Genomic DNA, 25,529 nt, shown 5'->3' with positions numbered 1-25,529 from the left:
TATGAGCCTTCTCTCCTCCGCACCAGTTGAAACCCTGCTGATGGGTCGGCTGCAGCTATCCGATGTTCCCCGTTTGGCAAGGCGGCACCCCCTGGTCCTAATAGGCGGCGGCCTCCTAGTACTGCTGATCGTTATGGCGATCGCCGCCCCGCTTTATGCGGGCAATCCAGTGAACATGGATCCGTTCAAGCGTCTCCAGCCACCTTCTGCCGAGATTTGGTTCGGAACCGACAATCTGGGCCGGGATGTGTTTGCGCGAACAGTTTTCGGTGCCCGGATCTCTCTCGTGGTCGGCTTGCTGTCGGCGGCGTGCGCAGCTCTTGCGGGGCTGTTGATCGGAATCATCGCCGGCTATAGCCGCACCTTCGACAACATGGTCATGAGGGTCATGGACGGCCTGATGTCGATCCCGACGATTTTGCTGGCAATTGCGCTCATTTTTCTTACCGGCCCCGGCATCGGCATCCTCATCGTCGCCATTGCGATCCCCGAGACGCCGCCGGTCGCGCGGTTAGTTCGTTCGGTGGTTCTGGGCGTTCGCGAGCGGCCATATGTGGAGGCCGCGCTCTGCGGCGGTGCGCGCCTCCCCAAGGTACTGTGGCGGCATATCCTGCCAAGTACCATTCCTGCGCTGATGGTCCAGGGCGCTACTGTTTGCGCCAGTGCGATTCTGACGGAGGCGGGGCTGAGTTTCCTCGGCGTGGGCGTACCCCCCGAGATCCCGAGCTGGGGCAACATGATTGCCGGTTCGCGGCTGTATCTTGCCAGCGCCCCAATGACGATCTTCGCCCCCGGTATCTGCCTTGCTGTCACGGTTCTGGCCGTCAACCTGCTTGGGGACGGCCTGCGTGACCTGTTCGACCCCCGCTCAAAGCGGAGACATTGATATGTTAATGCGAGAATTCGCAGGGGAGGACTTGCTTCTCGACGTTCGAGACCTTGAGACGCACTTTTACGGCGATGAAACCGTCACACGCGCCCTGGGCGGAATCAGCTTTCAGGTTAACAAAGGCGAAACGCTCGGCGTTGTCGGCGAATCGGGATGCGGAAAGAGCGTCACTGCTCTCTCCATCCTTCGCCTGCTGCCGAAGCTGACCGCCAAGACGGTCGGCGGCGAGGTCCGCTTTCACGGGCGCGACCTACTTGAGTTGTCCGATCGGGAGATGCGACAGATCCGCGGCGACCAGATCGCCATGATCTTCCAGGAGCCGATGACGAGCCTGAACCCCGTTTATACAGTAGGCCACCAGATCGCCGAGGCGGTGCGGATCCACACCAAAGCCTCGCGGTCCGTTGCCATGAAGAAAGCCGAAGAGATGCTCCGTCTCGTCCGCATCGCGGACCCCGAGCGTCGCGTCAACAACTATCCTCATGAGATGTCGGGCGGCATGCGCCAACGCGCCATGATCGCCATGGCTCTCGCCTGCTCGCCGGAACTGTTGATTGCCGACGAGCCAACCACCGCGCTCGACGTCACCATCCAGGCGCAGATCCTGCGGCTCATCATCGATCTGCAAGAACGCACGGGAACCGCCGTCATGTTCATCACGCATGACCTGGGCGTTGTAGCCGAAACATGCCAACGCGTACTCGTGATGTATGCTGGCCGGATCGTAGAACAAGCAAAGGTCATGGACTTGTTCGCGCGACCGGCGCATCCCTATACTCAGGGTCTCATGCGATCGGTGCCTGACCGGCGGCGTGGCCGACAGCGGCGGCTTCCGGAAATCCCCGGCATCGTCCCAAGTCTGCGTGAGCCGATTGTGGGATGCAGCTTTGCGCCCCGCTGCCCCTTCGCGGTCGACATTTGCCGCGACAAGACGCCCGGCCTGCGTGATGTCGGCTCGGGCCATTCCGCGGCCTGCTGGCGCGCCGAAGAGGTGATGGGCGCATGAGTGGTCCTTTGCTGAAAGTCGAGAACCTCACCAAGCACTATCCGCTCGGTGCGGGCCTGTTCAAGAAAACCATTCCAGTGATCCGGGCGGTGGAGGATGTATCCTTCAGTGTCGAGGCCGGCGAGACGCTCTGCATCGTGGGCGAGTCCGGCTGTGGCAAATCCACCGTGGCGCGGCTCCTGATGCGGCTCGCCGAGCCGACCGGCGGGCGCGTGCTGATCGACGGGACCAATATTGCGGGACTCAACAAAGATGCACTTCACGCCTGGCGCCGTCGCATGCAGATGGTGTTTCAGGATCCTTACTCGTCGCTGAACCCGCGCTTCACCGCCGGACAGATCATCACTGAGCCCGTCGAGAACTTTGAGCGTCTCAGCCGGAAGCAGCGTCGAGAGCTTGCTGCAGACCTGCTGAGAAAAGTTGGAATGTCGCCTGAGATGATGGACAGGCTTCCGGCCGAGTTGTCAGGCGGCCAGCGGCAGCGGCTCGGCATAGCACGCGCTCTGTCGCTCAACCCCTCTCTCATTGTCGCCGACGAGGCGGTGTCGGCTCTTGACGTCTCCGTGCAGGCGCAGATCCTGAATCTGCTTCTGGATCTCCAGCAGCAGATGGGCATCGCCTTCGTCTTCATCTCACATGACCTTGGCGTGGTGGAGCATATCGCCCATCGCGTAGCCGTCATGTACCTGGGACGCATCGTGGAACTCGCCCCGAGCGAGGCGCTGTTCGCCAATCCGGTCCATCCTTACAGCGAGGCGCTGATCGCATCGGCCCCGGTGCCGGATCCCGCGCGGGTTCGGCTCGAGGCGCCCGTCGAGGGCGAGGTGCCAAGCCCCATCAATCCGCCGAGCGGGTGCGCCTTTCACCCGCGCTGTCCCCTTGCCGCTGAGCGTTGCCGCGTGGACGTGCCGCCCCTTGTGCCGACTGCTGACGGGCGCGTCGTCGCATGTCATGTGCGCGCTCCGGCTGCGGACATCGCGGCCCAGTCGGCTGCGGCCGCCAGCTTGGCTGCGCCGATCTCAGCGAACGTCGGCAAATAGAATGGGAGGTCAAATTGTATGCTCATACCCAGCCTTTTTCAATGGCCGAAATGACAAGTGGCCAGCCGCATCAAAGCGGACGGCAACGGGACACACCGCGGCCACTCAACTCGTAAGAACACGTCGCAAGGGTTTTTCAGACCGCCACATCGCGTCCCGACGTTGAGCAACCTGGCGGATTTTCCCTATGCCCTGTGCTCGGAATCCCCCTTCATGTCAGGTGGCGACAAGAACGCGAATTTTGGTTCGGCAATTATCACCGAGGAAGCTATGGAGAAGCATCTATACAACAACCGGACCCAGCAGGGTCCTGGCTATGACTTGGTGGGTTCGATTGCGACAAACGTTGCAGACGGCTTCACGATGGTAGCAGTCGGCGACCTCATCGTCTCGCGGGCAGTGACCAAATCTCAGGATACAGGCTTCGCAGACGTCGTAAAAATCCTTCGCAATGCTGACGTCACTTTTGGCAACCTGGAAGTTAACGTCTTCGATATCCGATCGTTCAGTGGTTACCCGCAGGCTGAATACGGCGGTGCCTATCACCTCAGCCTACCGGAGGTCGGTCCCGATTTGAGGGCGATGGGTTTCAACATGGTTGGCCGGGCGAACAACCATACGCTTGACTGGGGCATTGAAGGCATGCGCGAGACGAGTTCGGTGCTCGACGCGAGCGATATGGTCTATGCAGGCACGGGCGAGAATCTCGCACAAGCCGGCGCAGCTCGCTTCTTAGAAACCGCTCGCGGGCGTGTGGCATTAGTGTCGTTTGCTGCAACATTCGCACCGATGGCTCGTGCAGGCGATCCCGCTGGCGAAGCGCCAGGCAGACCGGGACTGAACGCTCTTCGTTTGGCGAAAAGCATTGTGGTTCAACCCGAAATGCTGGAGAATTTGAGGCTCATAAGCGCTGCCTTGCCCACCGACTCCGCCGCCCCCCAAGTTCCAAACAAGGTTTTGCTCGCCGGAACGACGTACAAAGCAGGTGACGAAGTCGGCTACAGCTTCGAGCCAGATGCGCGTGACGTCGCGGACATTTTACGAAACGTCCGCCGGGGGAAGCAGTTCTCCGATTTTTGCATCGTTACGAACCACGGCCACGAGCCGGGGAACTGGAGCGACGAGTCGCCGGACTATGAACGTTGTTTTGCGCACAGTCTGATCGATGCCGGGGCCGACGCATACATTGGCCATGGGCCTCATCAATTGAGAGGCATCGAAATCTTTAAGGGCCGACCCATCTTTTATAGTCTTGGAAATTTCTTCCAGGACGACTTGGGAACCCCCGCGGGCGCCGACATGTACGGTGATTACACCAAGGACCCTCGGGTCCATACTGATGCCGAGGTCAAAGTCGCGGAGATGGCGAGCTACTCAGACCCGGTCTTTTGGCAAAGCATTGTTGCCCTCAGCCGATTCGAGCAGAACCAACTTGCCGAATTGCGGCTGTATCCGGTCGAACTGGGAAGCTCGAAGAGGTTTGCCAATCGCGGCATCCCGCAGCTTGCCAATAGGGAGGAAGCGAAGGCCATTCTAGAGCGTCTACTGAAGCTTTCGGAGCCGTTTGGGACCGAGATCGCTATCGAGAACGACGTAGGGGTCATCCGTGTGAGGCCCACCTCGCTGGGATGAGCCAATGACGTATTGGACTCCCTAACGTAGCCCGAGCGACAACCGTCCAACATAGCAGTAGGCAGCAAAAAAATGCACTTGTCGCATCTTCTCGACCAAAGCCTTGAGGGGCGCTGGAGGAGGCTAGGCTCGGCATTTATGCAATCATGTGGCAACCGGCATCAAGCGCCCGCATAAGCCGCCGAGAATCGTCGGCGATCTGGCGGCCGAGATCGCGTTTCTTGCGCAAGCAACGTTCTACCTCATGCGCCCCAAAGCGCGGTAGCCTGACATTCGGGCAGCCCACCAGCCCCAGCAGTTGCTGGCCAACGAGACGGCTCTGGCGCGCGGATTGGTGACTGGCGCTGGAGCTGGTTCGTGTGAGGTGCGCGGCGCCTTCACGGCGATGCCGGTGAAGTCGGACCGCAATGAGGGATTTCGAGAACAGTGTACGCGGCGGCTGAAGATTGCAAGAGCACGCTGCGCGGCTTTGCCGAGCGCATCCACGAACTGGTGGCTGGCCATCCGAACCTGAAGATGGTGGCCCGCGGCGCTGCTTTCTAGCGTGCCGTGCTACTGCGCGAATTCCAAGCTTTCGAGAAGCAAGCTTACGCGCTGGGGCGCCGGACCTCATGGCAAGTGGTTACTGTCGACGCGGGGGGCGGTCCAGGTCGTGCTACCCTATGCTTCTGCGATCGATGATCCGGCAATTTCGCTCCTCGAAGCGGGTAGGAGTGCATTTCGGCCTGACCCGAAGACTTATCGATCTGGCGAGACCGACTAAAGCGGCCGCATCAGCGAGATCGGCGATGCCGCAATGCGCACGACGCTCTATGACCCAACTCTCCGTCAAACGGCAGGAGGTGGAATGCTTGCCGCCCTCCCAAGATGGCACTCAGGTCCGGCAGAGCGATGTTGGATCGAATTGCGCCAGTGCCCATTAGCGGTAGATGACCAAGGGTCGCATTACATTCAACAGAGCACCCTTTTTCTCGCTTGCCATCACGTCACTCCGCCGCGGCCGACTAATTGCCCTCAATCAGCAAACTGCGGCAAATCAAAAGCGACATTGTTGTCGCAAGCGCGCGAAACTCCGGCTTCCTGGTCGATGCGACGCTCAACGAAGGGACGGGCACGGCGTCGGACATCGAGGTCTTTCGGCAAAAATACAAGCTCGCCCTCGCTGCCATCGCTGAAGTCCAATCCCTCGTCAACGGCTACGGCATCGATTGCGACTGGGATACGTGCGGAAAACTCTATGGCGCCCGCGACCCGCGCTACCTCGACAGGCTTGAGAAATTTGCGCGCCTTCTCGGCGAACTCGGCATCGCGAACGAGGTCCTGACCGGGACAAGGCTTCGCCATCACATCGGCACCGGCTTCTACACGACTGCCGTATGGACGAAGACGAGCGTCATGCTGCAGCCCGCCAAACTAGCGCGCGGCTTTTCCGACAATCTGCCGCCGTCGATCGAGGCCTTCGAGAACACGCCTGTCATCGCGTGGCAATCCGGCAATGGCGGGTATCTACTGAAGACGCCTTCCGGCGAGGTCGTCGCGCGCAACGTCATCATGGCAGTCAACGGATTTATGCCCGAAGTCGGTATTCGCCAGCACCGCAGCTTCGCCCTGCAGCTTACCGCGAGCATGAGCCGCCCCCTAACGGACGACGAATACGCAGCGATCGGTGCGCCCAAGCCGTATGGCCTTCTGTCGGCCGATGCCATGGGGGCGATGATCCGGCTGACACGCGATCGGCGCCTCCTCGTCCGGAACACCTGCGAGGTACCGCGGCGCATGTCACTCGATACCACCGCGCTTGTCCGGCGAGAGGCCGATCATGCCGGCGCCCTGACGAAGCGGTTTCCGGCACTAAGCCCACAGATTTTCACCCATTCCTGGTCGGGCATCGTCTGCCTGAGTACGAATGGGCATCATGTATTTGGCAAGGTAGCCGACGGGCTGTTTGTTGCCGGATGCTACAATGCTAACGGGCTTGCCCTTGCTAATCTCCTGGGGCGTGAAGTTGCCAACCTCGCCCGTCAGGACAGCGAATGGATCCCGCTGATCGAACAGCGCAGCCGACCACAGCGCTTACCGCCGATATTGTAATCGCCGATCACGTTGACGTCGTAGGCACCGGCCTCGGACTCGACCTCCTTCCTGTCGAACACCCAGTCGCGGATCGTATCGTTGGCGATTTGGTGGCCAAAGCTCGCAGCGCACCGGCACGATCGTCTTGGCGTGTTCCTTGGCCTTGTTGCGCGACACCGCCCCGGTGTCGTCGCCAATCAGCCCGATCGGGCATTCCGATTGCACCGTCATGCCGTTGTTGAGGGGAAACAGCGCCTCGATCTCGTCGATGATCTGCTCCAGCTTCTTGTCACGCCAAAGACAATGTCCTTCTCCTGCAAGTCGGAGGTAAACTGCATGGTACCGAAGGTGTCGATGCCGGTCGTGCCGACATAGTAGTGCGGCGCTGGGATCAGGAATATTGCCCGCAGCCGACCGGGCCGTGCGAGATATAGACCGTATCCTTGACCGGACCCTGAGTGCCTAGACAAGGAACGGCAAATGCCTCAAGAGATTTCCGCAAGGTTGGAGGTGGAGAATGACCCAAGTGCGGCGTCGTTTTGTCTGGGAGATCGACTGGAACCTCCTGAGAACATTCTCGGTCATCGTGCAGGAGGGAAGCGTAACCGCTGCCGGAGACAGGCTGTCCCTGTCGCAGCCCACAATCAGCAACGCGCTGCGCCGGCTGGAGGAGCATATGGCTTGCCGCCTGATCGACAGAAGCTCGAACTATTTTAGGATCACGCCAGCGGGAGAGACACTTTACAACGAATGTATGGCAATGTTCGCTATCGTCGCCGGACTGCCGGAACTCATGGAGAAGGATCAAAACCACATCTCCGGCCACATCGATATGGCTTTTGCCAGTCATGTCGAATGTCCCTTCCTCGACACTTTCCTTGTCGACTTCCACAAGGCCCATCCGCGCGTCACCTTTTCTACCACGGTTTCGTCCAGCAGGTCCGCCGCTGAAGCCGTGCTCAACAATGAAGCCGCACTCGGCATTTTCCTCGCGCAGGAAAAGCTTGATGACTTGGAATACACCCTGCTTTATCGTGAGCGTTTCGGCTTCTTTTGCGGACCAAGCCACCCGCTCTTCCAACGACAAATTTCCGGCTTCGATGAGATGAGGAGACTCGACTACGTTTCCTTCAAAACCGACGAGCTTTCAGGAGCTCTGGCGCCTGTGGCAGCATTGCGCAAGCAAGAGCAGCTTTGTGGGAAAATTGTGGGACAGTTCACCAATCTCGAAGAGGTGAAGCGCCTGATCAAGGCCGGGTTTGGATTCGGTCCCCTGCCGATACATGTCGTTGCTCCAGACGTGGAAGCAGGGCAGCTCTGGCAAATTCCGCCATACACGAATCCGCCTTCTGTCGACGTTTATCTCGTGACGAAGCGCGCTGCCAGGCGCACCCGCGCCCAATCCACCTTTCTCGCGGCACTTTCGGCGGCAATCGAAATTACCCCCCTCGAGAGTCGGACATACCCACAATCAGTGGGCGGCCTCACGTCTGCCGAAGTGTAGCGTGTTGCGTGATAGCTGCCAGCGCAATTGATGCGCCGATCAACGAGGCGGATCAATAGCGGCTATAGGCCTGCTGAATGCGACAGTACTGCGAGCCGTTTCTTACTATACCGAAGACACCGCTGGGACGACACCTTCTGCGCCACCGAGACCGGCGTCCATTGACCCGGTCAGGTTGTCTGCGCGTCCACGTCCGAGTGGGCAGGAAGCGTCCACTCCATTCGTCCGTGCCTACCTGGCCATGCGGCAGCAATACGATGAGGCCTTTGTGAGGGACGGATTGGCGTTGATCTCTAGGACAAAAGGCTGCCCGGAGCGGTCGATCCGGAGGTCGACGCGGGCATAGTCCCGGCATTGGCAAGCGCGGAATGTCGCAATCGAAATATCCCGCAGGACCGTCGCAAGCCCGCCCCCGATCTGTGCCGGGCAAATCTTCGACGGCGCCGCAGCCGCCACGTACTTCGCTTCCCAAGTCATAAGACGCGTTGCGCGATCGCCGACGAGCGCGTCCTCCGCATACTGCTCGACAATCACTTCCACGGCCCGCTTTAGCTCGGCAGGTTCATTACGAGCTGCAATCCGAGGCTATCACCTTCACGAGGCGGCTTCACTACCACTGGAAATTTCAGGTCGCCGGCATTATCAGAGCCTCGACGCATCACCCGAAAGTTCGCCGTCGGCACACCGCAGTCTCGTATGAGTATTTTGGTGATCGCCTTATCGTTGGCGAGCTCATGTCCAAGCGGGCCCGCTCCTATATACGGAACGCCTGCCATCTCGAGCATGGCGGGAACATGGGAAAAACGGGACTCGCCCTGAATTCCATAAGCCAAGTTGAAGACGAATCCCGACGGGCGGGCTTGTGAATCGGGCGGCATGAACCGCTCGAGCGTAGCGAGCAGTCCTTTATCGCCCTCACACAGCAGCACCTCGTGGCCGCCCTCTTGCAGTGCCGACACGACACTGTCGCGGTCCCCCTCCGGCCAAGGCTGCGGCGGTTGCGGCAAAGGCTGACCGAATCGATTAATCACGCCTGTACTCCTTTTTTGTTGATCGGTGACATTGGTCACACACTTGGATTGCCCCGAAGGCCCCAATCACCAGCGCGAGCACTAGAGACCACCCTGTTCGGAATGCTGATGAATGGTGTCATCCGCATATTGTGCACCGCGGAACTGCCCTAGTGCTGCGCAAGATGCCGCCGGTTCGCGGCAGCTCCAGCACCGCTGGCGGGTCCCCCCAGATGCGCAGCCAGTTATCTTCAGCGAGATCCTCGGCAGTTCGTCTTACTGCTTCAAGCAGCGAACCACTGACCAAGCGAGCGGCGCCAGACGGAATGGTCCCTTCTCCGGAAGGAGCAGCCACCGAGTTCGTTAGTCCCGTTTCAGTTAGCTGAATTTCCCTTACGATCCGGGCGCGCTCAAGCAGCCGGTCTCCGGACGCGGTGACGTTGACAAGGTAACTTGCCGCCCCCCCACTGGGAAAGGCCCCGTCGACCACACTGACTGGAGGGAGGTCCGTTGCTGCGGGCGAGAGCTAGGATTTCGCGAGCGCGCCACCGGCGGATCAACCATCTTACCATTCAACGAGAATGCAGACGCTCCGTGGGCGGCGGCGTCGTTCTACCGCGATGACATCGCGGGCCCACTCGAGTTCCCTGTGCACTCAGCAAAAAAGCTTCATTTTTGGCGACCGGTGTGGATGGTCGGCAAAGCGGCGGCAAAGCCAATCGAGATTAGCCACCAAGGCCCGTAAACCGCGGTTCACGCGGCAAAACTGATGCACCCTTGAGTCTCAATACAGGCAAGGAGAGATACCATCGTTTTTCTTGGCAGGTCACCTTTCCTACCAAACTTGATAGTTGTTCACGTTCGCGCTGGCCTTATCTTCTATCAAGAGAGGAGAGACTGACATGCCGCTCGAATACCCACCGCGCTTATTGATGTGGCCACCGCGGCACCCAAATCGGGAGGGGTGGCGCAAAGCCAAATCGCGGTCGCTCATGGCCCTCTTCGAGCAATTCGGAGCCGTTGTCGATCTGACACTCCCTGTTCCCGAAATGGCAGACTTGGTTTTTGCAGCAATGCTGCCGCCGCGCCCAACGAAAAGGCTTTGCTGGCCCGATTCCGCTACCAGAACGTCGGCTCGAAGAGTCCCAATTTGCCGCCGCCATCAACCGCAACTCAATCCGGCAACCGCGTTCAGACCGCGTACACAAAGCGCCACACCGAAACTCGGCGACTTACACTCGCACGGGCATGGTCACGGCCGCGCATTTTGGATTGGAGGCTGACGGAAGACTGCAAGGGGAGCTTCAATGAACATCGGTGTTTTGAAGGAAATCAAAGAAGACGAGCGGCGTGTAGCACTCCAGCCGAACCAGGCGCAAGCGCTTTCGCGTCTGGGTCACAACCTCTATGTTGAAATCGGTGCCGGGGAAGCGGCTGGATTCTCGGATGCGGATTATCAGGCCTGCGGGGCGAAGATTGCGATGAAAGATGAGGTCCTCGCCCGGGCGCGGCTCCTCCTCAAGGTGAAGGAGCCACTGCGCTCAGAATATTCTGACTATGCTCCGCATCATATTCTTTTCACGTTTCTGCATTTTGACGAGAACAACGTTGATCCTCGGGACATCTCTGAACTCATCAGTAGAGGGTTTCTGGGGATTGCTTACGAGTGGGTTGGAAAGGGTGGCCAGTATCCATTGCTTGAGCCGATGAGCCAACTGACTGGCTATCTCTTCGCTCAGCGGGCGTTGGAGTTATGCTCCAAGGAAAAAGGAATGTTCTGCCCGCGAAATGAGAGCCACCTCCCCGGAGGGCGGGGTCTGATCATCGGATGCGGTAATATCGGTCTTTCTGCATTCAAATACTTGTCGGACCTCGGGGTTGCCTTGACCGTCGTTGCTCGAGGCCGTGATGATTTCAATTGCAAAGCCAACGCGCGCTTCCAAACGGAAGGCGTCGATTACATCGGCGCAACCGGCACCAACCTAATCGTTATGAACAACAATGATCCTTCAAGGACTCAGGACACCATTGCGGCGGCACTGCCGGAGATCGACATCGTCCTCAACTGTGCGGTGCGTCGGTCCGACCTTCCGAAGCGAAGAATGGAGTACCTGATCGACCGCAGCATGGTTCGAGCCATGCAGAGAGGCAGCATAGTGTGCGACTGTACTGCTTGCGACCGCGAATTGATCGAAACCTGTATTTCTTCGGCATCGCTCTACCACTCCTATCGCGAAGAAAATGTCGTGCATTACAATTGCGATCATATTCCATCAATGGTAGCTAACACCGCGACGCGGCTGCTCACAGCGCGAACTTTCGCTTATATTCGTTACATCGCCAGTCTCAAATCCTTTCAGGCCATCACTGAAGATGACAGCCTGCGTGAGGGAGTCTGTTGCTACGGTGGCCACCTGACCCACGCGCTGTCGGCGGAGAAGAAAGGCATGCCCTATCGGCCGCTGAGCGACGTTATTGAAGCGATGTCGTGACCCGTGTAGGCGCTGGGAACATTCCCAACTGACTGGAGGTAAAACGTCCAACAATCTACATCGTTCACACCGATGACGGGCTGTGGGGATGGCGGGTATCAACCAGTCAATCGGAACCTGGTGCTGAGATCCTCCTACGTCGCGGAGACGGTGAATGAAGGGCTTAAGATCGCCTGGTATTGATTACCGTCCCTCGGCCGAAACGATGTAGCTGGCCAGGATAACGGTCCCCATCGCGTCATCTGCCCAGGATCATTTGAGTTCCCAAGCTTGCCCTCAAATGTCCTCACGTTGGAGTATAGTACAAATGAGCGGACCGAAGTCCGTTCCACGCAGCTTGACGTATGGGACTTGATTAGAAAGCAGCGCTTCCGGGCGGTGCTGGATCGGTAGTAGCCCTGCCATCGTTTCATGTATCTTCCACAGTTGCTGCCCGTGGTTGACGCCGGCCCGCGGCAGATCACGGTAGAGCTATGTCGCCTGGATTCGGAGCATGCTGAACAACTTTCCGAGGTATTCACAAACATAACCGCGTTTGGAATGCGGCGATGAAGAGGTAATCGTACTATTATGCGGGGAATCATTTTCAGAGAGGCGCAGTAACGATAGGAAAGGTAACCCTTCAATCCATCCTCCCTGCCCCACGTGCTATCCACGATCGCAACAAATCCTTCAAGTGAATTCACAGGATCTTTGCGCCCGCAAATCGCTGACGATGATATGCTCACGGCAAGGTTTGAGTCAGGGATGGATCACAACAGATGCCGATTTAGGCTCAAACCGCCACACAGGCACGCAACGTCGGAGTTAAAGCCAATGGCAAAAAGAGCGCTCATTATGCTTGGCGGGTCAAGACGTAATGGTCCGCTACACATCCAAGCGGCCCAGCGTCTTGGTCTTCATCCAATTACCCTGGCGATGGATCCAACTCGATACGATTATCTTGCGGCAAAAACTGTCGAGGCAATCCGCATCGATACAGGCAATCTCGATGCGCTGATCCACGAATGTTCCCGGCTGCATGTGACCTATGACATTGCCGGCATTACTGGATTTGCGGGTCTCGACGAGTCGATCTCTGCGACAGTTGGTAAGCTCTGCCGGCATTTCGGTCTACCGGGGCCGAACCCCGCATCCGTTGAACGGTGCTGCGACAAATTCGCTCAACGTCAGGTGCTCGCAGACGCCGGCGTTCCAATGCCTACTTATCATTTAGCAGCTAACGCGACGGAGGTAGAAAGCTTCGCCGCAGAGATTGGCCTGCCTGTGGTTGTTAAGCCAGCCATAGGCTGCGGGAGCATCGGTGTCCGATTGTGCCGCAACGTCGATGAGTTGGCCGAACATACGAGCTATCTATTGGGCGGGAAGCATACAGGGCGCTCTTCGCCGAGGATACTGGTAGAAGAATTCGCACAAGGCCCCGTTTATGTCGCCAATTTAATGGGCAATGAGGTCATTGGAATTACCGCCTACGAGTTCGGCCCGCCACCTTATTTCGTCGTTCATGAGTGCGTCACTCCGGCACCGCTGACTGACGAGGAGCATCAACGTATCGCCGATGTTTCGCTGAGCTGTTTGCGAGCTCTCGGCCTTGGCTGGGGGCCATCGAATATTGAATTCCGATGGACGAAGCGTGGGCCAGTCGTCATTGAAGTGAATCCCCGTCTTGGCGATGGGGAGCCTGAAATGATCCAACAGGCTTACGGTGTCGATCTCGTTACCGAACACATCAAGGTTGTCATCGGCGAAGAATGGGATTTGCGCAAAAGGCATTCGCAGACTGTGGGCTTCCGGAACTTAGTCCCTGATCAAGATGGCATCCTCGATTGGAACGATGTCGAAAGTCAAGCGGCTGCTGTGCCAGGTGTCGTCGATGTCAAATTTAACATTGCGTCAAAGACGCCGATAGTCAGGAAAGGCGACTGCCGAGACTCTATGGGATATGTCATCGCCGTTTCACCCAGTCTCGGTCAGAGCAAGGCGATCCTTCAACGTGCCGTCGACTCAATCGGTTGGTCGATCAAACCATTTCCTAGGCTTGGCAAATAGTACCTATATGTAAGACCGTGTGTCGGCTCCTGTTGGTGAGGTTCGCCCCACATTGCCGCGTCCGAGGATTGCTCACACTGACCGATCCTCATCACAGGAGTGACGAGCCGTGGCAGATTATAGGGAAACATTTGCCTTGGATGACCGCATGCGCCGAGTTGTCCAGCGGATTGCCACCCAGGTTCGATCGAGTACATTTCTGCTACGAGGCCGGCCCGACCTGATCCGTTCGCTAAGTCACGAATGCACCGTTGACCCATCGTCGCTGATCCGACGAGGCCAGCGATCGGATGAAGACAAACCGCCGGGACGCCTCCGGATCGGCCAGCTTCGATTTCGTTGGAGTTGGCCTTGAGGTCCGCCTGCGTGACAGCAAACCTGGCGAAACCGTGATTACCCAAGCACCGTCTTCTGCAGCGCCGTCGGCCAACCGCAGGGCGACTGGACAAGATAGCCGCGCGGCATCGACGCGACCGAGTCCGGGAAGGCAATGTGTCAGATCGGGTTCTCGAATCGGGAGCGTGAGATTCTGGCTGACTGTCATTCGAGCCTTCGTCGAGGACCTTGGACGACGGCGGCAACGCCGCCAGAAACCGAGCTCCGCCATGTAATGCATCGGCAGCCACCCGTTCACGAACCAGCGACAACGACGGGCATCAGGATCCCGCTCCGCCCAACGTTCATCACAGCATCGAAGCTTGCGCGCGACTGAAAACCTGCTAAGCGGCCACCAAATACATAACAGTCTATTCCATACGCCATTTTCTTGATCGACCGGCTTGGCGGGTGGAGAGCGGTCACCTCTCCAGGCCTGACGTACTCTTGTACGACGTACGGGTTGCGGGCAGCCCGTTCAATGTGTTCCTCCCACACTTCTGAGGGTGTGAGATGCCCAACCAAGACATGCTCGCCACGCGTCGCATTAGAGGGCTTCAGAACAAGATTGGCCTTGTTCGCCCGAATGTAACCTATGAGCTCGATCCGACGTCGTTCGGGGTTGGTCGTTACTCCCGCTCTAACAAGTCGGGTCCATGGAATGTGGTGTGCAATAAGCTCGACCTGGTCGGCGTTGAAATTGGGTACGAATCGCTCGTCGCTGAGTACAGCAAGGATCGCCTTGTCAGATAATATCCACTGGGATATCCATGGATTTATTGACACGACTTCTTGTGCTGCACATGCATCTAAGTAATCTCTGGCTTCCAAACAGCTAAAAATGTCCCTTACATCTAGTTTGTTGTATACAAGCTCAATGATTTCACCGTCCGGCCCGACTAGCCCGCGACGTGTCCGCTTCATCGCGGTAACGTCTAGCAACGCTGCTTCGACGCCAAGGCCTCTTAGGCCGCTAATAATCCACTCTACTTCGTTTGTATAACGGCCGCGAAAGTTGACTACGGCGGCGGTTCTGAGCTCGCTGCCAGTTGCAGCGTGGTAGGCAGACACCAGCTCCCGAACAAAACAGTTCGGATCCTTCGCGAAACGCTGGCTGCTCACGTCAAGGGCTAAGCCGTGTGTCAATGGATTGGGGATACCGCTCCAGACTTTTGCGGCGAGGCCGTTCTGAATAACGCCGCCTGGCCCTTCGGTATTCGTTTCAAGTATTTTATAATATCCATCGCTCCCGAATAGGCCATCCAGTCGGCATATTCTGACAATTGGCCGATGTTTTGGAAGACGAGTGATCCAATGCCCCAAATGTTTATAGACTGGAAACAGGCTTTGCATCTCTTCATTGCAGCAATACAGCTCAGCGGCGACATCAAGGAGCTTGATCATCTCCTCAGCGGTAGCGCTCAGGTGGGCGGCCAGATCGCAGTCTATAACAAGAGGTCTAAGACATACGGGATACGCCCGCCCCTCAAAGTGCATGCCCGCCTCTGCAATTGCGCTGGAAAGTTCGTCTTGAGCCTCCCAGATCAAGGCTGAATCGGAAGTCGCGAACTCGGAGAGTCGGCGCTCAATTCGCGCATCCGCCTCGCTGATTGCAGGAATTGCAATTTCCGCCGGGCCTGACCTTATCTGAGTTGACATGAGCAGCTCCTATCTAGTGGCCTAATTGGTTGCCTTTTCGCGACTAGAGAGATTCTTGTGATACCGCGTGTTTAGGTTTGGGATCGATCCGGTCAGGCAGTCAGCACACCGCCGGTGCGCGCGAACCCAGCTTCGTTTATGTCGCTTTGGCGGGCCACCTTGCCCTCCCTTGCTGACAGGACTTAAATAGATGTATTGACGTAGCTCACAAACTGCCTGATCAAGTGGCTTGACGCTTCTAGGAACCGCAGCTCGGACGGTTCGGCGGTTCATCTCTGCGGAGGCCAACGTCACGTGGATTTCGAGAAAGATCTGCCTCTCTCCGATGCGGTCTGGAACGCCTCGAAAAACCTCACCATTGCAGTCGGCACTCGATTCACTTCACCCTCGTGATTTGCTCGGAGGCCCTGGATACGGGATAGAGGGGTTCTGGGATTATTAAGGAGCGCTTGAGTGCGGCTGAAGGGAGAAGCTGAACGTTGCCTGAAAGGCGCTCGTGCCGAACACCATCTCATGAGCCTTTTCTCTTTACGCGAATATTTTGACGGGACGTTGCACCAGGGATAAATTTCCGAGACTTCCGACTGCAGCCGCGCCAGCAATTCCCGACTCGTTTGCCACGGCCATTCTTCAACCCCACCCATGTAGCTCGTGGTGAGCCCGCAATGTGATCAGAATGCCGCCCGCTTCTCTTTTGGTTTCGGCATCGCAGTAGGTCGTATTTCGCCCTGCGTCCATGCGCCTCGCAAATGGAAGGAGCTCATCGAGCGTCGGCTCGGACACCGCGGATCTGGTGTGGGCAATCATCGCCTGAGGCCACAAGGGCTGTTGTGCGGCAGTCTGATCAGGTTCCAACTGCGCAGCCGTCCGGGCCAGATTAGAGCAAACGGGCGCCGGCGTCTGCGATTTCCCATCAGCCGCTGGCAGGCGTTGCTAGCGTTTGCGCACCTGGCGCCATCCAGCCTGAAAGGGCTGGCAGATAAAACTGTGCGATGGGAGTGGCGGCTTGAAGCCCCTCCAACCGACCATACCAGACAATGCGCCGCACCACGGCGCCGTTTTCTGTTCGACGGAGGCCTGGTCATTCTTGCGGTAAGGACAGCAGCGGATGAACTCGATGAAGGCATCCAGACAATAGTCGCGTATCGTCTCGCTCAAGAGCACCCTGTGCTTGTCGGTTTCGGATCCGAGTCTGGAATGGCAGGCGCCGCCCTAGTTCCGTCACCACCTCGCTCAACACAACTTCCGTTCAGGCGCTAGCAGGGGGCGCACCGTCACCCGCTTGGGATGTCGGTAAACGCCACACCGTCGGCCCAGCCTTTAGGCTTGCGATGAGCTTTATCTATCCATACGCCCGCTTGATGCGACTCCCTCCGGCAGAGGCGTAGCCAGGGCAGCTCGCCGTCCTGCGCTGACCAAAACCGCGGTCAAATCACCCTGCGGCGGTACTAATGCAAGAAGAGTAAGCCGGCAGCCACTGCCGCTCTTAGCCCTCCGGATCATTCCAAATTAATGGCAGAATGGACGTCCCGCGCGTCACAATATATATCTTTCGGTGGGCGATCGATGACGATAAAGGCATCCGAAAAACCAAAGAAACCTCCGGAAATCCAGCACGCCGCCTCAAGACACAAGGTGATGAGCGAACCTGTTTTTATAATATATTTACACAATTTTTACGACCGCTGATCGCTTGCAATGGTATGTTCACGTCGACATCTGAGATCGAGCACGGCTAACAAAGCTGATATCGATTACGCTCGGACCGACGCACGGCAGCAAATATCAGGGTTCACGGTTTATGACAAGAAGAGCGCTCATTATAGTTGAAGGCCATCGTCACCTCTGTCTTTTATACATGAAATCGGCCCGACGCCTTGGTCTTCATCCACTCATCCTGTCGGCTGATCCAGCTCTATACGACTGTCTTGCGGCGGAAGGAATTGAGGTAGTCCGTGTCGACACTGACAATCTCGATGCGCTAATCCACGAATGTTCCTGGTTGCGTCCGGCTTACGAAATTGCTGGCATTACGTCCGCGAGGGGCGCATTCTATGCGACAGTTGGCAAGCTCTGCCACCATTTCGACCTACCCGGACCAAACCCCGAATCGATTGAACGATGCAACGACAAATTCACTCAACGCCAGCTCCTCGCGGAGGCCGGCGTTCCGATACCTAGTTATCGCTTGGCCGCGGACGCGGCGGACGCAGAGAGCGCTGCTGCAGAGATCGGCCTGCCGGTGATTGTTAAGCCAGCCGCAGGCAGCGGCAGCAACGGCGTCCGGTTGTGCCGCAGCTTCGATGAGGTAGTCGACCATACGAACTATCTGTTGGACGGCGAGCATATTTGGCGGTCTGCACCGAGGATACTGATCGAAGAATTCGCACAAGGCCCCTTGTATGGTGCCGACACAATGGGAAATGAGGTCATCGGGATCTACGCCGCTGAGTTAGGTCCCCCACCACATTTCGTCTATCATAAGTGCACCTACCCGGCACAGCTGAGTGATGACGAGCATGAATGTATCGCCAATCTTTCGCGGAGCTGTTTGCGCTCTCTCGGTCTTGACTGGGGACCAAATGGGATTGAATTCCGGTGGACTAAGCGTGGTCCAGTGGTCATCGAAGTCAATCCGCGCCTTCATGACACGCCAACTCCCCAGCTGGTTCCTTTGGCTTACGGTGTTGATCTCATCACCGAGCACGTCAAGCTTGCCATCGGCGAGGAATGCAGTTTGCGCAAAATGCATTCGCAAACAGCGGCCGCACGGTTCCTCGTTCCTGATCGCGATGGCATCCTCGATTGGATCGATGGGGGCAGCCGGGCGGCTTCTCTACCAGGCGTCGCCGAGGTCCAATTCTATGTTGCACCCCAGACCCAGATAGTCAGGAATGGCGACTCTAGAGACACTATCGGACATGTCATCGCCGCTTCGCCTACCCCTGCTCGGACCGAAGCGATACTTCAGCGTGCCATCGACTTGATCGATTGGTCGATCACACCATTTCCGGCACTTGGCCAACGCTGAGAGAGGGCGGTCATGGCAGGCTGGTGATGTTCAGCGTCATCGATTCCCCGCAGGAAAGCCACGATGATCAAAACTGAAAGTAAGACCGCCAGCGCTGCTGTCAAAGACATTCTATTTTTGGACCCGCAAAGTTTCCACAGTGATCCGTGCGGGGATTGAGGAGATGCTCGAGGCCGAAATGGACGAGGCACTGGGGTCTTCGAAGAACGAGCGCACATCTGAGCCGCTCGGCTACCGCTCGGGTTATTATTACGGCCGCAGCCTTGTCAGCTGGTCGGCAAGCCGAGATGCGTGCAGGGCGTGTCGACCCGGAAGGTCAAGGCGATCACGGAAGAGCTGCTAGCGGCAATTTGTTGGGGGCCAAGATCGACGAGACCGAGAAGGCCTGGCCGCACACCACGTCGCTGAACTTGACCCGCACAACTGCGGCTGCTGTTAGGAGGCCGTGGTAGTGCGCTTGCGGACCGCCCGATCGAGCGCCGAAAACGACGGCTCCAGTCAAGGGCGCTGATTTTGCAAACAGGATCACCGGGTCCCGCGTGCCATGCACTCAGGCCGAGCACAACCATACCCGATGGGACCAGCGTTCCGTTCCCATGAGGTGCGTCCCACCGTATGGCCACAGGGCGTTAAGGGCTTGCGGCATCGCAGAAAAGGGTCTCGACAATGACCTCTTTGCTGTCGCCAATGTCGTCGCCATTGAAGAGGACGATCGCGCCAGTCCCGTCCTTTTCACGGAAGCCGATATGGGTCTTGACACCGGGATCGCTGCCAGGGTGGCCCCAAATGATATCACCATTTGCAAGGACGAGTTTGTGCCAGCAGAGAGCTCGACCGTCATGGACTTCAGAGACCATCAAGTCGATGGTTGCTTGTTTCAGCAACTGATTTCTGCCTCGGTCTCCATAAGTGGCGAGAAAGAGCGACAGCTCCTCGACGCTCGTGCGCGCCAGCCCCTCCGGATAGGTGGGATAACCGTAAAGGCAATGCGGCATGCGGCCACCCAGCTTAAGCTCATCAATGGTCAAACCTGGAGCTGGTAAAAGCGAGGAAAATGATTGCCTGCCCTTTTCCAGCTTTTCTTTCGTGATCCTGCCGTAGAGAACCGCATGCCGGTCAACATTGATATCACGCAGATACCAGCCAGTGCTGCTCATGCCCAAGGGGGTAAAGATGTGGGCGGCGCAATAATCGGTGAAGTGTGTGCCAGTCAGGCGCTCGACAAGATGGCCGAGGAGGCCATAAGCAACATTGCAATACCCGTTGGTCTGATCTGGTTGGAGTATACCGGGCGCCCACCCATGGAAATTGTCCTTGGCGTCATAATAGGCTCCCCCCGGCGCTAGGTATGCCTCCAGCCAATCGCCAAGCGCAGCCGCAGGATCGCCGCAAGCGTAGGTCTCCCAGTAACATTTCCCATCCCGGATTGACGAACGATGATTCAATAGCCGCCGTGCTGTGATGGGCATCGACGGGTATTTCGGATTGAGGACTTGATAGGGTAGATACCTACTGACATCTGTATCCAGGTCAATTAGCTCTCGCTCCCAAAGCTGCATCACGGCTGTAGCGGTGATAGTCTTGGATATGGAGCCGATATTCATAATGGTTTTGGGCGTCATGGGAACTTTGCGTGTCACATCTGCCCATCCATAACCCTTTGCCCAAACGAGCTTGCCGTCTCGCACGATCCCAACTGCTGAGCCTGGAATCGAAAACTCCTTGAGCTTGCCCTCAATGACCGCATCAATCGATGATCGCATAGATGCTTACTCCTTCACGAGATCCTAAAGAATGCCTCTAAAGAGGTACCGAAATCGCCGTCTAGGATGCGACTGCCGAATGGACCAGCGCCTAATTGGTTTCAATTGCCGCTGGTTTACGTCAAGTTCAGTCTGCGTGGTTTTCAGATGGAATTCAGATTGCCGGAGGAGGGATCACTACACATGACTGGAGACGTGCACTGAATAGCGAAATTCACCCAGCTTTCGAGGGCGTTGCGCGGGAGCCGTTTAGCTTGGGAGTCCAGCTGTTTTCTTCGTCACGCAGGATTGTCTCGGCGGCATCGGCAAGCACCTGGCAGCCGAGCACCAGGTCGGCATCGTCTGTGTTCTCGCTCCAATGATGGCTGATACCGCCGATGCTTGGCACGAAAAGCATAGCGGCTCTCAGCTTGTGAGCCACCACTTGTGCATCGTGACTGGCGCCACTTGGCATCCTCACGTGGCCTCCGGGAGCATGGCAGGCGGCCGCGTTCTCTATCGCGGCCTGGAACGCCGTGTCCATATGCCATGGTTTGCCGGCCTCGGCCCGGTCGATCTGGGCGCGGCAGCCGGTTCTGATCGCGGTCTCCTTTACCAGCTCCCTGAGCGCCAAATCAAGGCGCTCAAGCACCGGCACCTCCGAATCGCGGAACTGGAACAGCAGTTCCGCCTTGCCCGGAATTATGCTGGGAGCACCTGGCTCCAGCGTAATGCGGCCTGTGGTCCAGACCGAGCGCGGGCCGGCCACTTTAGGAAAGCGATCAGCAATAGTAGTCGCCAGCAGCGCTGCTGCTAGTCCGGCATCCTTTCGGATAGCCATGCGCGTCGAGCCGGCGTGATTCTGGATGCCGTGAAAGACGATTGAGTACTGCCAAATCCCGGCGATGCTCGTAACCACACCGATCCGTTTGCTCGAGGCTTCCAGCGCGTCGCCCTGTTCTATATGTGCTTCCAGATAACCAACGTAGCGTTCCGGTTCCACCAGAGATCGGGGAACACCGGCCAGGCCGGCTGCACGGTGCGCATCCCTAAGCGGCAGCCCGTCATCGACATTCACAGCGCGGTCGATCTCCGCCTCGTCGATATCACCGACGAACGAACGACTTCCGAGCATTGAGACGTAGTGACCTTCTTCATCCGCCCACGCCACTGGGGCGATGGGGAGGACTGCGCAGTCCGGCGTTTCCGCAAAGGTCCGCGCGATCTCGAGGCCGTAGATCACACCAAGGGCCCCGTCGAGCCATCCGGCATAATTCTGGGACTCTGCGTGCGACCCGATCAACAGCGATCGCCGGTCCGACCGCGGCGTGCCGAACACGTTGCCGACCCCATCAATATGCGCCTGAAGCCCTACGGCTTCGTATTGCTGCGCAAGCCAGCGGCGGCTGTCCATGTCCTCTTTCGAATAGGTTGGGCGATGGACACCCGTCCTGTACGCGCCGAACTGCGCGAAACGTCTAAGATCCGAGAGCAACCGCCCCGCGTTTATCTTTGGCATCTGCTGCACTGTCCTGGCATGTATTTCACCAGCGCGGACCTTCCCTCGGGACGCGCTTTAGTAGAACCTAATGTCCATGATCTCTACTGGCTCTGGAAGTCAGATGGACCCCAAACAGGCCGTCGCCGATCCTCACACATCTAGTCGGCGAGCCTCCACCTGCGTAGCGCCTCTTGATCGCTGAACAGGATATAAGAAGTTGACCTGCATGACGTCAAATTGCGTTTCTAGATCGGGGATATCTTTGTCTTAGATGGCCGTTCCAGGGTATTAAACCAAAAGTGGCCTGGTCACCACTCGGGACGCAGGACGCTCTATACCCAGGGCATGCAAACCTCAGCGCCCGCAGCCAGCTTAACACAGATCGACCCGCCGAAACATGCATTAATACCTTTCAAGCACCCCCCTTGGTCCCAGCGTTGTGTTGTCGACCGCTGCATAGGCCGCACTTGCCGCCTCAAGCTCACGGCCTCGAACCAAGCTCATACAACAATGCAGCCCCTGTGCGAATCCCGCTGTAGAAACAACTAAGTGCTAAGTTTTCATTCGGCGCATGATTCGCTTCATCATGGTTTGCATAAGGAGTGTCGAACGCAGGAATGCCGAGGATCTTGGTGAATACATAGTTGGGGAGAGTGCCGAAACCTGCGGGGATCAGCAAAGCCTCCTCGCCTTGCGCTGCTACGAAAGCACGCCGAAGGGGCTCGGTGAAGGGCGAGGCAATGGGCGTTTTGGAGGGCCACATCCTCCCTTGCGCTATAATTTCTACCTCGGGCGCATGTTTTTCCACGTGGGCGGCGACCTTGTGCAGGATATCCGTGGGATCCTGTGGTTCCACGAGCCTTATATCGCATTTTGCGAAGGCTTCGTTGGGGAGAACGCTCTTGCTGCCAGGCCCGCCATATCCGCCATGGAAACCATTGATCGTCAGCGTCGGGCGGAAGCAGAGGCGCTCGTAAAAGGACCATTCCGCGGGCGCGTCAAGCCGGGATAGATCGAGCTTGCGCTTGAATGTCTCGAGATCGAGCGGTAGGCGCTCGACTGCGGCCAACTCCTCAGGCGATGGCGGCTCGATTCCATCGTGGAAGCCTTCAATGGTGATCTCGCCGTCAGCATTCTTCATGGTGCTGAGCAGGTGCACCAACGTCCAGATCGGGTTGGGCACAACGCCACCGAAGTTACCCGAATGCAAGTCGCCGTTTGCGTGGCGGCAGCGTAGTTCAATAGACAGCTCTCCGCGCGATCCGAACTTGATCACAGGTGCGCCGCTCGCATGGCGCGGGCCATCGGCTGTGACGGCAAGATCGGCTTTAAGCATTTCCTTATTGGCACGCACGAAATCGGCAATGTGGGGACTGCCGATCTCCTCTTCGCCTTCCAGCAGCAGGATGACGTTGCAGGGCAGCACGCCATACACCTTGAGGTGAGACTCGATTGCCAGGATCTGAGCGAAATGCTGTCCCTTGTTGTCGCCCGCGCCACGTGCGTAAAGGCGCCCGTCCCGAATGGTAGGCTCAAAGGGCGGCGAGAGCCATTTGTCTATCGGATCAGCAGGCTGCACGTCGTAGTGGCCGTAGAGCAGAACGGTTGGCTTGCCCAGCGCCTTTTCCCAGCGCGCGACCACCATCGGGTGCCCTTCGGTTAGCATCAGGCTGGTCTCGAGCCCGACATCGGTGAGCATCTCGGCCAGCAGCGCGCCGACTTCGGCGATGCCGATATTCTCCGCACTGATGCTCGGGTGCCGAAGATAGTCGATTAGGCGATCGAGGAAGGGAATGCGGTTCGCCTCGATATGCTCGAAAACGGCGTTCAATCGATCAGAGGTCATAGCTTATCTTAAGAAAGAGGAGAGACAGATGTACGGGGTGTTCTCAGCTGGCAGACCGCTGCTGCAAGCATGCTAGCTGTCAGTTAGATGTCACTCGATCCCTCGCCGGTCCAACTTCGTTCGGCGCGCCGCAACGAGCGCGGCGAGCACAAAGCTCTGCACCACGATCCGCGCTTTCCCAAGCCGCAAATCACGCGTCCGCGCAATTTCGGCGGGCTAGGACAGGCTGATTACTCCAACACCGTTCTCTATGGCGATTTCGGTTCCAAATGGCTTTGAAAGCTTCTGCAGACGGTCCAGAATGGTCCTTGCTTGCAGCGGAGGGGCTAGCCGCGGAACACCCCGGTTGGCAAACCGCTTTGAATACCCGAGCTCGACGGGATATAGGCGCAATTCAGCAAGCTGATTCCGCTGAAAGCGGCTCACGGTAATAACGCTCTCATAGAAGACAGGATCGTCAAAACCTTTTGCCTCCTCCGCAACGGTCACCTCGGCATCCGTGTCGACCCGTGGGTCCTTTCCATAAGCGGCAAACATGTCAGCCCCTACAGGGGTCCGGTGGTCATCATAAAAGAAATTGGCCAAGCTATAAAAGATAGCCCGACCGCTATAGATCTCGATGCCGCGCAACTTGTGCGGGCCGTGTCCGACATATGCATCCGCTCCCGCATCGATCATACGATGGGCAAACGATTGTTCGTAGTCAGGCGCCTCCTCGCTCCAGTTCCCGGGCTGGTGACAGTGGTTGGTGACGATGCAGAAGTCGGAGAACTGCTTGCCCCTCCGAACGTTCCGAAGAATGTCGGCGACGTCGCGCGGGTCGGCTTCGTAGCTGTAACCGGCCTTGCTGCCCGCTTTGAAAATTATTCCGGCGACCACGACTTGGGTCGGATCGTTCGGGTCCTCGGGTCGCGCCGCCGTGGCACCTGAGACTGCAGGCGGAGCTGATCGACCGTCCGGGCGGGAGTCGGGCAACGCATCGCGTATCTGCCTCAAGGTATCCAGCTTCTCGGGCGGGACCACAACGCTTTGAGCCAAACGAAGGGCATTGAGCCCGGGTCTGCCAGGTGCCTCGCCGGCGGGACCGCCCGCCCGGGACATTGGAGTGAACGATGTAGCAAGCGACACTAAGCACACGCGACCGCGCGCGGTTTCCAAAAATCGGGCGGCGCCGGCTTGTGCGAGATTTTCACCCGCCCCTGCATGGACGATCCCACTCTGATCGAGCACCCGGCTCGTCTCGCGCATTCCTTCCAGCCCCCAGTCAAGGGTATGGTTGTTTGCGCGACTCATCAGATTGAACCCCATCGACTTCAGATCAGGTCCGACATCAGGTAGGCTGACGTGGAACGCGCCGCCATACTCAGCCTGCGGACTTCCATCGAACGATCGGATATCGAAGATATTCATTTCCATATTGCCAAATGTAACATCGGCATCATGGAGGACCTTGACGATGTCTCCGAAGCCGGGATGGTGACCTTTGGCCAGCGGCCGCGACAGAATGAGGTCGCCAACCGCGACCATCGTAAAGCCGTCCGCGACGTTCGTTGCAATCGACCCTACCGTATCGTAATTTTCATGATGGCTCAGACCAGAGCTGCTCTGGTGTGTATGTTCTTTCATAGTCCTTTTCCTCTTCTGGCTGTATTTGGATGATGCTCGCAGCCCGTGGAACGG

16 protein-coding genes and 2 pseudogenes are annotated in these 25,529 nt (G+C 57.8%); 10 read left to right on the top strand and 8 right to left on the bottom strand.

All coding sequences use genetic code 11. From position 1 onward, the window contains the following. Position 1: 1 nt before the first annotated feature. The 5 genes from EJ078_RS09575 to EJ078_RS09555 all read left to right on the top strand — a co-directional run bounded on the left by EJ078_RS09575 (position 2) and on the right by EJ078_RS09555 (position 6,658). Entirely contained in the window at positions 2-886 is an 885-nt protein-coding gene (locus EJ078_RS09575; RefSeq protein WP_208721312.1) for an ABC transporter permease, read from the top strand. Position 887: 1 nt separating this feature from the next. Beyond that, positions 888-1,895 carry an ABC transporter ATP-binding protein gene (locus EJ078_RS09570; protein ID WP_208721310.1) on the top strand — a complete coding sequence of 336 codons (1,008 nt, stop codon included), beginning with the start codon at positions 888-890 and terminating at the stop codon, positions 1,893-1,895. After that, positions 1,892-2,935 (top strand): dipeptide ABC transporter ATP-binding protein, encoded by a 1,044-nt coding sequence (locus EJ078_RS09565; protein WP_208721302.1) that lies wholly within the window; start codon positions 1,892-1,894, stop codon positions 2,933-2,935. The genes EJ078_RS09570 and EJ078_RS09565 overlap by 4 nt, the downstream gene beginning before the upstream one ends. Positions 2,936-3,205: 270 nt before the next feature. Further along, positions 3,206-4,567, top strand: a complete 1,362-nt coding sequence (locus EJ078_RS09560; protein WP_208721632.1) for a CapA family protein — start codon at positions 3,206-3,208, stop codon at positions 4,565-4,567. Positions 4,568-5,575: 1,008 nt separating this feature from the next. After that, on the top strand, positions 5,576-6,658 hold the full coding sequence (locus EJ078_RS09555; RefSeq protein ID WP_208721294.1) for an FAD-dependent oxidoreductase: 1,083 nt from the start codon (positions 5,576-5,578) through the stop codon (positions 6,656-6,658). Here the strand turns inward: EJ078_RS09555 and EJ078_RS09550 are convergent. Further along, positions 6,643-7,094 (bottom strand): annotated as a pseudogene (locus EJ078_RS09550) (nitrogenase component 1); the annotation flags it as partial. The gene EJ078_RS09555 and the pseudogene EJ078_RS09550 overlap by 16 nt on opposite strands. A 63-nt stretch (positions 7,095-7,157) precedes the next feature. Here EJ078_RS09550 and EJ078_RS09545 point away from each other — a divergent pair. Beyond that, positions 7,158-8,144: a LysR family transcriptional regulator gene (locus EJ078_RS09545; protein ID WP_208721292.1), complete on the top strand. Its 987-nt coding sequence runs from the start codon at positions 7,158-7,160 to the stop codon at positions 8,142-8,144. Positions 8,145-8,375: 231 nt separating this feature from the next. Here EJ078_RS09545 and EJ078_RS30285 read toward each other — a convergent pair whose 3' ends face one another. Together EJ078_RS30285 and EJ078_RS30280 are read right to left on the bottom strand one after the other, a co-directional pair. Next, the gene (locus tag EJ078_RS30285) at positions 8,376-8,684 is read right to left on the bottom strand and encodes a hypothetical protein (RefSeq protein WP_245459169.1); all 309 of its coding nucleotides are present in this window, start codon (positions 8,682-8,684) and stop codon (positions 8,376-8,378) included. A gap of 8 nt (positions 8,685-8,692) precedes the next feature. Beyond that, the gene (locus tag EJ078_RS30280; protein WP_245459166.1) at positions 8,693-9,214 is read right to left on the bottom strand and encodes a hypothetical protein; all 522 of its coding nucleotides are present in this window, start codon (positions 9,212-9,214) and stop codon (positions 8,693-8,695) included. A gap of 1,247 nt (positions 9,215-10,461) precedes the next feature. Here EJ078_RS30280 and EJ078_RS09535 point away from each other — a divergent pair. Next, positions 10,462-11,646 carry a hypothetical protein gene (locus EJ078_RS09535; protein ID WP_208721290.1) on the top strand — a complete coding sequence of 395 codons (1,185 nt, stop codon included), beginning with the start codon at positions 10,462-10,464 and terminating at the stop codon, positions 11,644-11,646. 816 nt (positions 11,647-12,462) lie between these two features. Next, positions 12,463-13,695 carry an acetyl-CoA carboxylase biotin carboxylase subunit family protein gene (locus tag EJ078_RS09530; protein ID WP_208721288.1) on the top strand — a complete coding sequence of 411 codons (1,233 nt, stop codon included), beginning with the start codon at positions 12,463-12,465 and terminating at the stop codon, positions 13,693-13,695. A 630-nt stretch (positions 13,696-14,325) separates the two neighbouring features. Here EJ078_RS09530 and EJ078_RS09525 read toward each other — a convergent pair. Next, on the bottom strand, positions 14,326-15,729 hold the full coding sequence (locus EJ078_RS09525; protein WP_208721286.1) for a hypothetical protein: 1,404 nt from the start codon (positions 15,727-15,729) through the stop codon (positions 14,326-14,328). Between the two features lie 1,801 nt (positions 15,730-17,530). On the opposite strand from EJ078_RS09525, the gene EJ078_RS09520 reads away from it, so the two are divergent. Beyond that, positions 17,531-18,760 carry an acetyl-CoA carboxylase biotin carboxylase subunit family protein gene (locus EJ078_RS09520; RefSeq protein WP_208721284.1) on the top strand — a complete coding sequence of 410 codons (1,230 nt, stop codon included), beginning with the start codon at positions 17,531-17,533 and terminating at the stop codon, positions 18,758-18,760. Positions 18,761-18,823: 63 nt separating this feature from the next. After that, positions 18,824-19,099, top strand: a pseudogene (locus EJ078_RS30270) (transposase); the annotation flags it as partial. A 290-nt stretch (positions 19,100-19,389) separates the two neighbouring features. Here the strand turns inward: EJ078_RS30270 and EJ078_RS09515 are convergent. From EJ078_RS09515 to EJ078_RS09500, 4 genes are all read right to left on the bottom strand, one after another. Next, a complete protein-coding gene (locus EJ078_RS09515; RefSeq protein WP_208721276.1) occupies positions 19,390-20,523 on the bottom strand; it encodes a serine hydrolase domain-containing protein in 1,134 nt (377 codons plus the stop codon). A gap of 214 nt (positions 20,524-20,737) precedes the next feature. Then, positions 20,738-22,021, bottom strand: a complete 1,284-nt coding sequence (locus EJ078_RS09510; RefSeq protein ID WP_208721274.1) for a hydantoinase/carbamoylase family amidase — start codon at positions 22,019-22,021, stop codon at positions 20,738-20,740. Between the two features lie 463 nt (positions 22,022-22,484). Further along, a complete protein-coding gene (locus EJ078_RS09505; protein ID WP_208721273.1) occupies positions 22,485-23,849 on the bottom strand; it encodes a M20/M25/M40 family metallo-hydrolase in 1,365 nt (454 codons plus the stop codon). A gap of 216 nt (positions 23,850-24,065) precedes the next feature. Further along, the gene (locus tag EJ078_RS09500) at positions 24,066-25,475 is read right to left on the bottom strand and encodes a CapA family protein (protein WP_208721265.1); all 1,410 of its coding nucleotides are present in this window, start codon (positions 25,473-25,475) and stop codon (positions 24,066-24,068) included. Positions 25,476-25,529 lie beyond the last annotated feature (54 nt).

Origin of the sequence: Mesorhizobium sp. M1A.F.Ca.IN.022.06.1.1 (assembly GCF_003952605.1) — a bacterium.
Taxonomy (GTDB): Bacteria; Pseudomonadota; Alphaproteobacteria; order Rhizobiales; family Rhizobiaceae; genus Mesorhizobium.
This window is presented reverse-complemented; position numbering and strand designations above follow the sequence as displayed.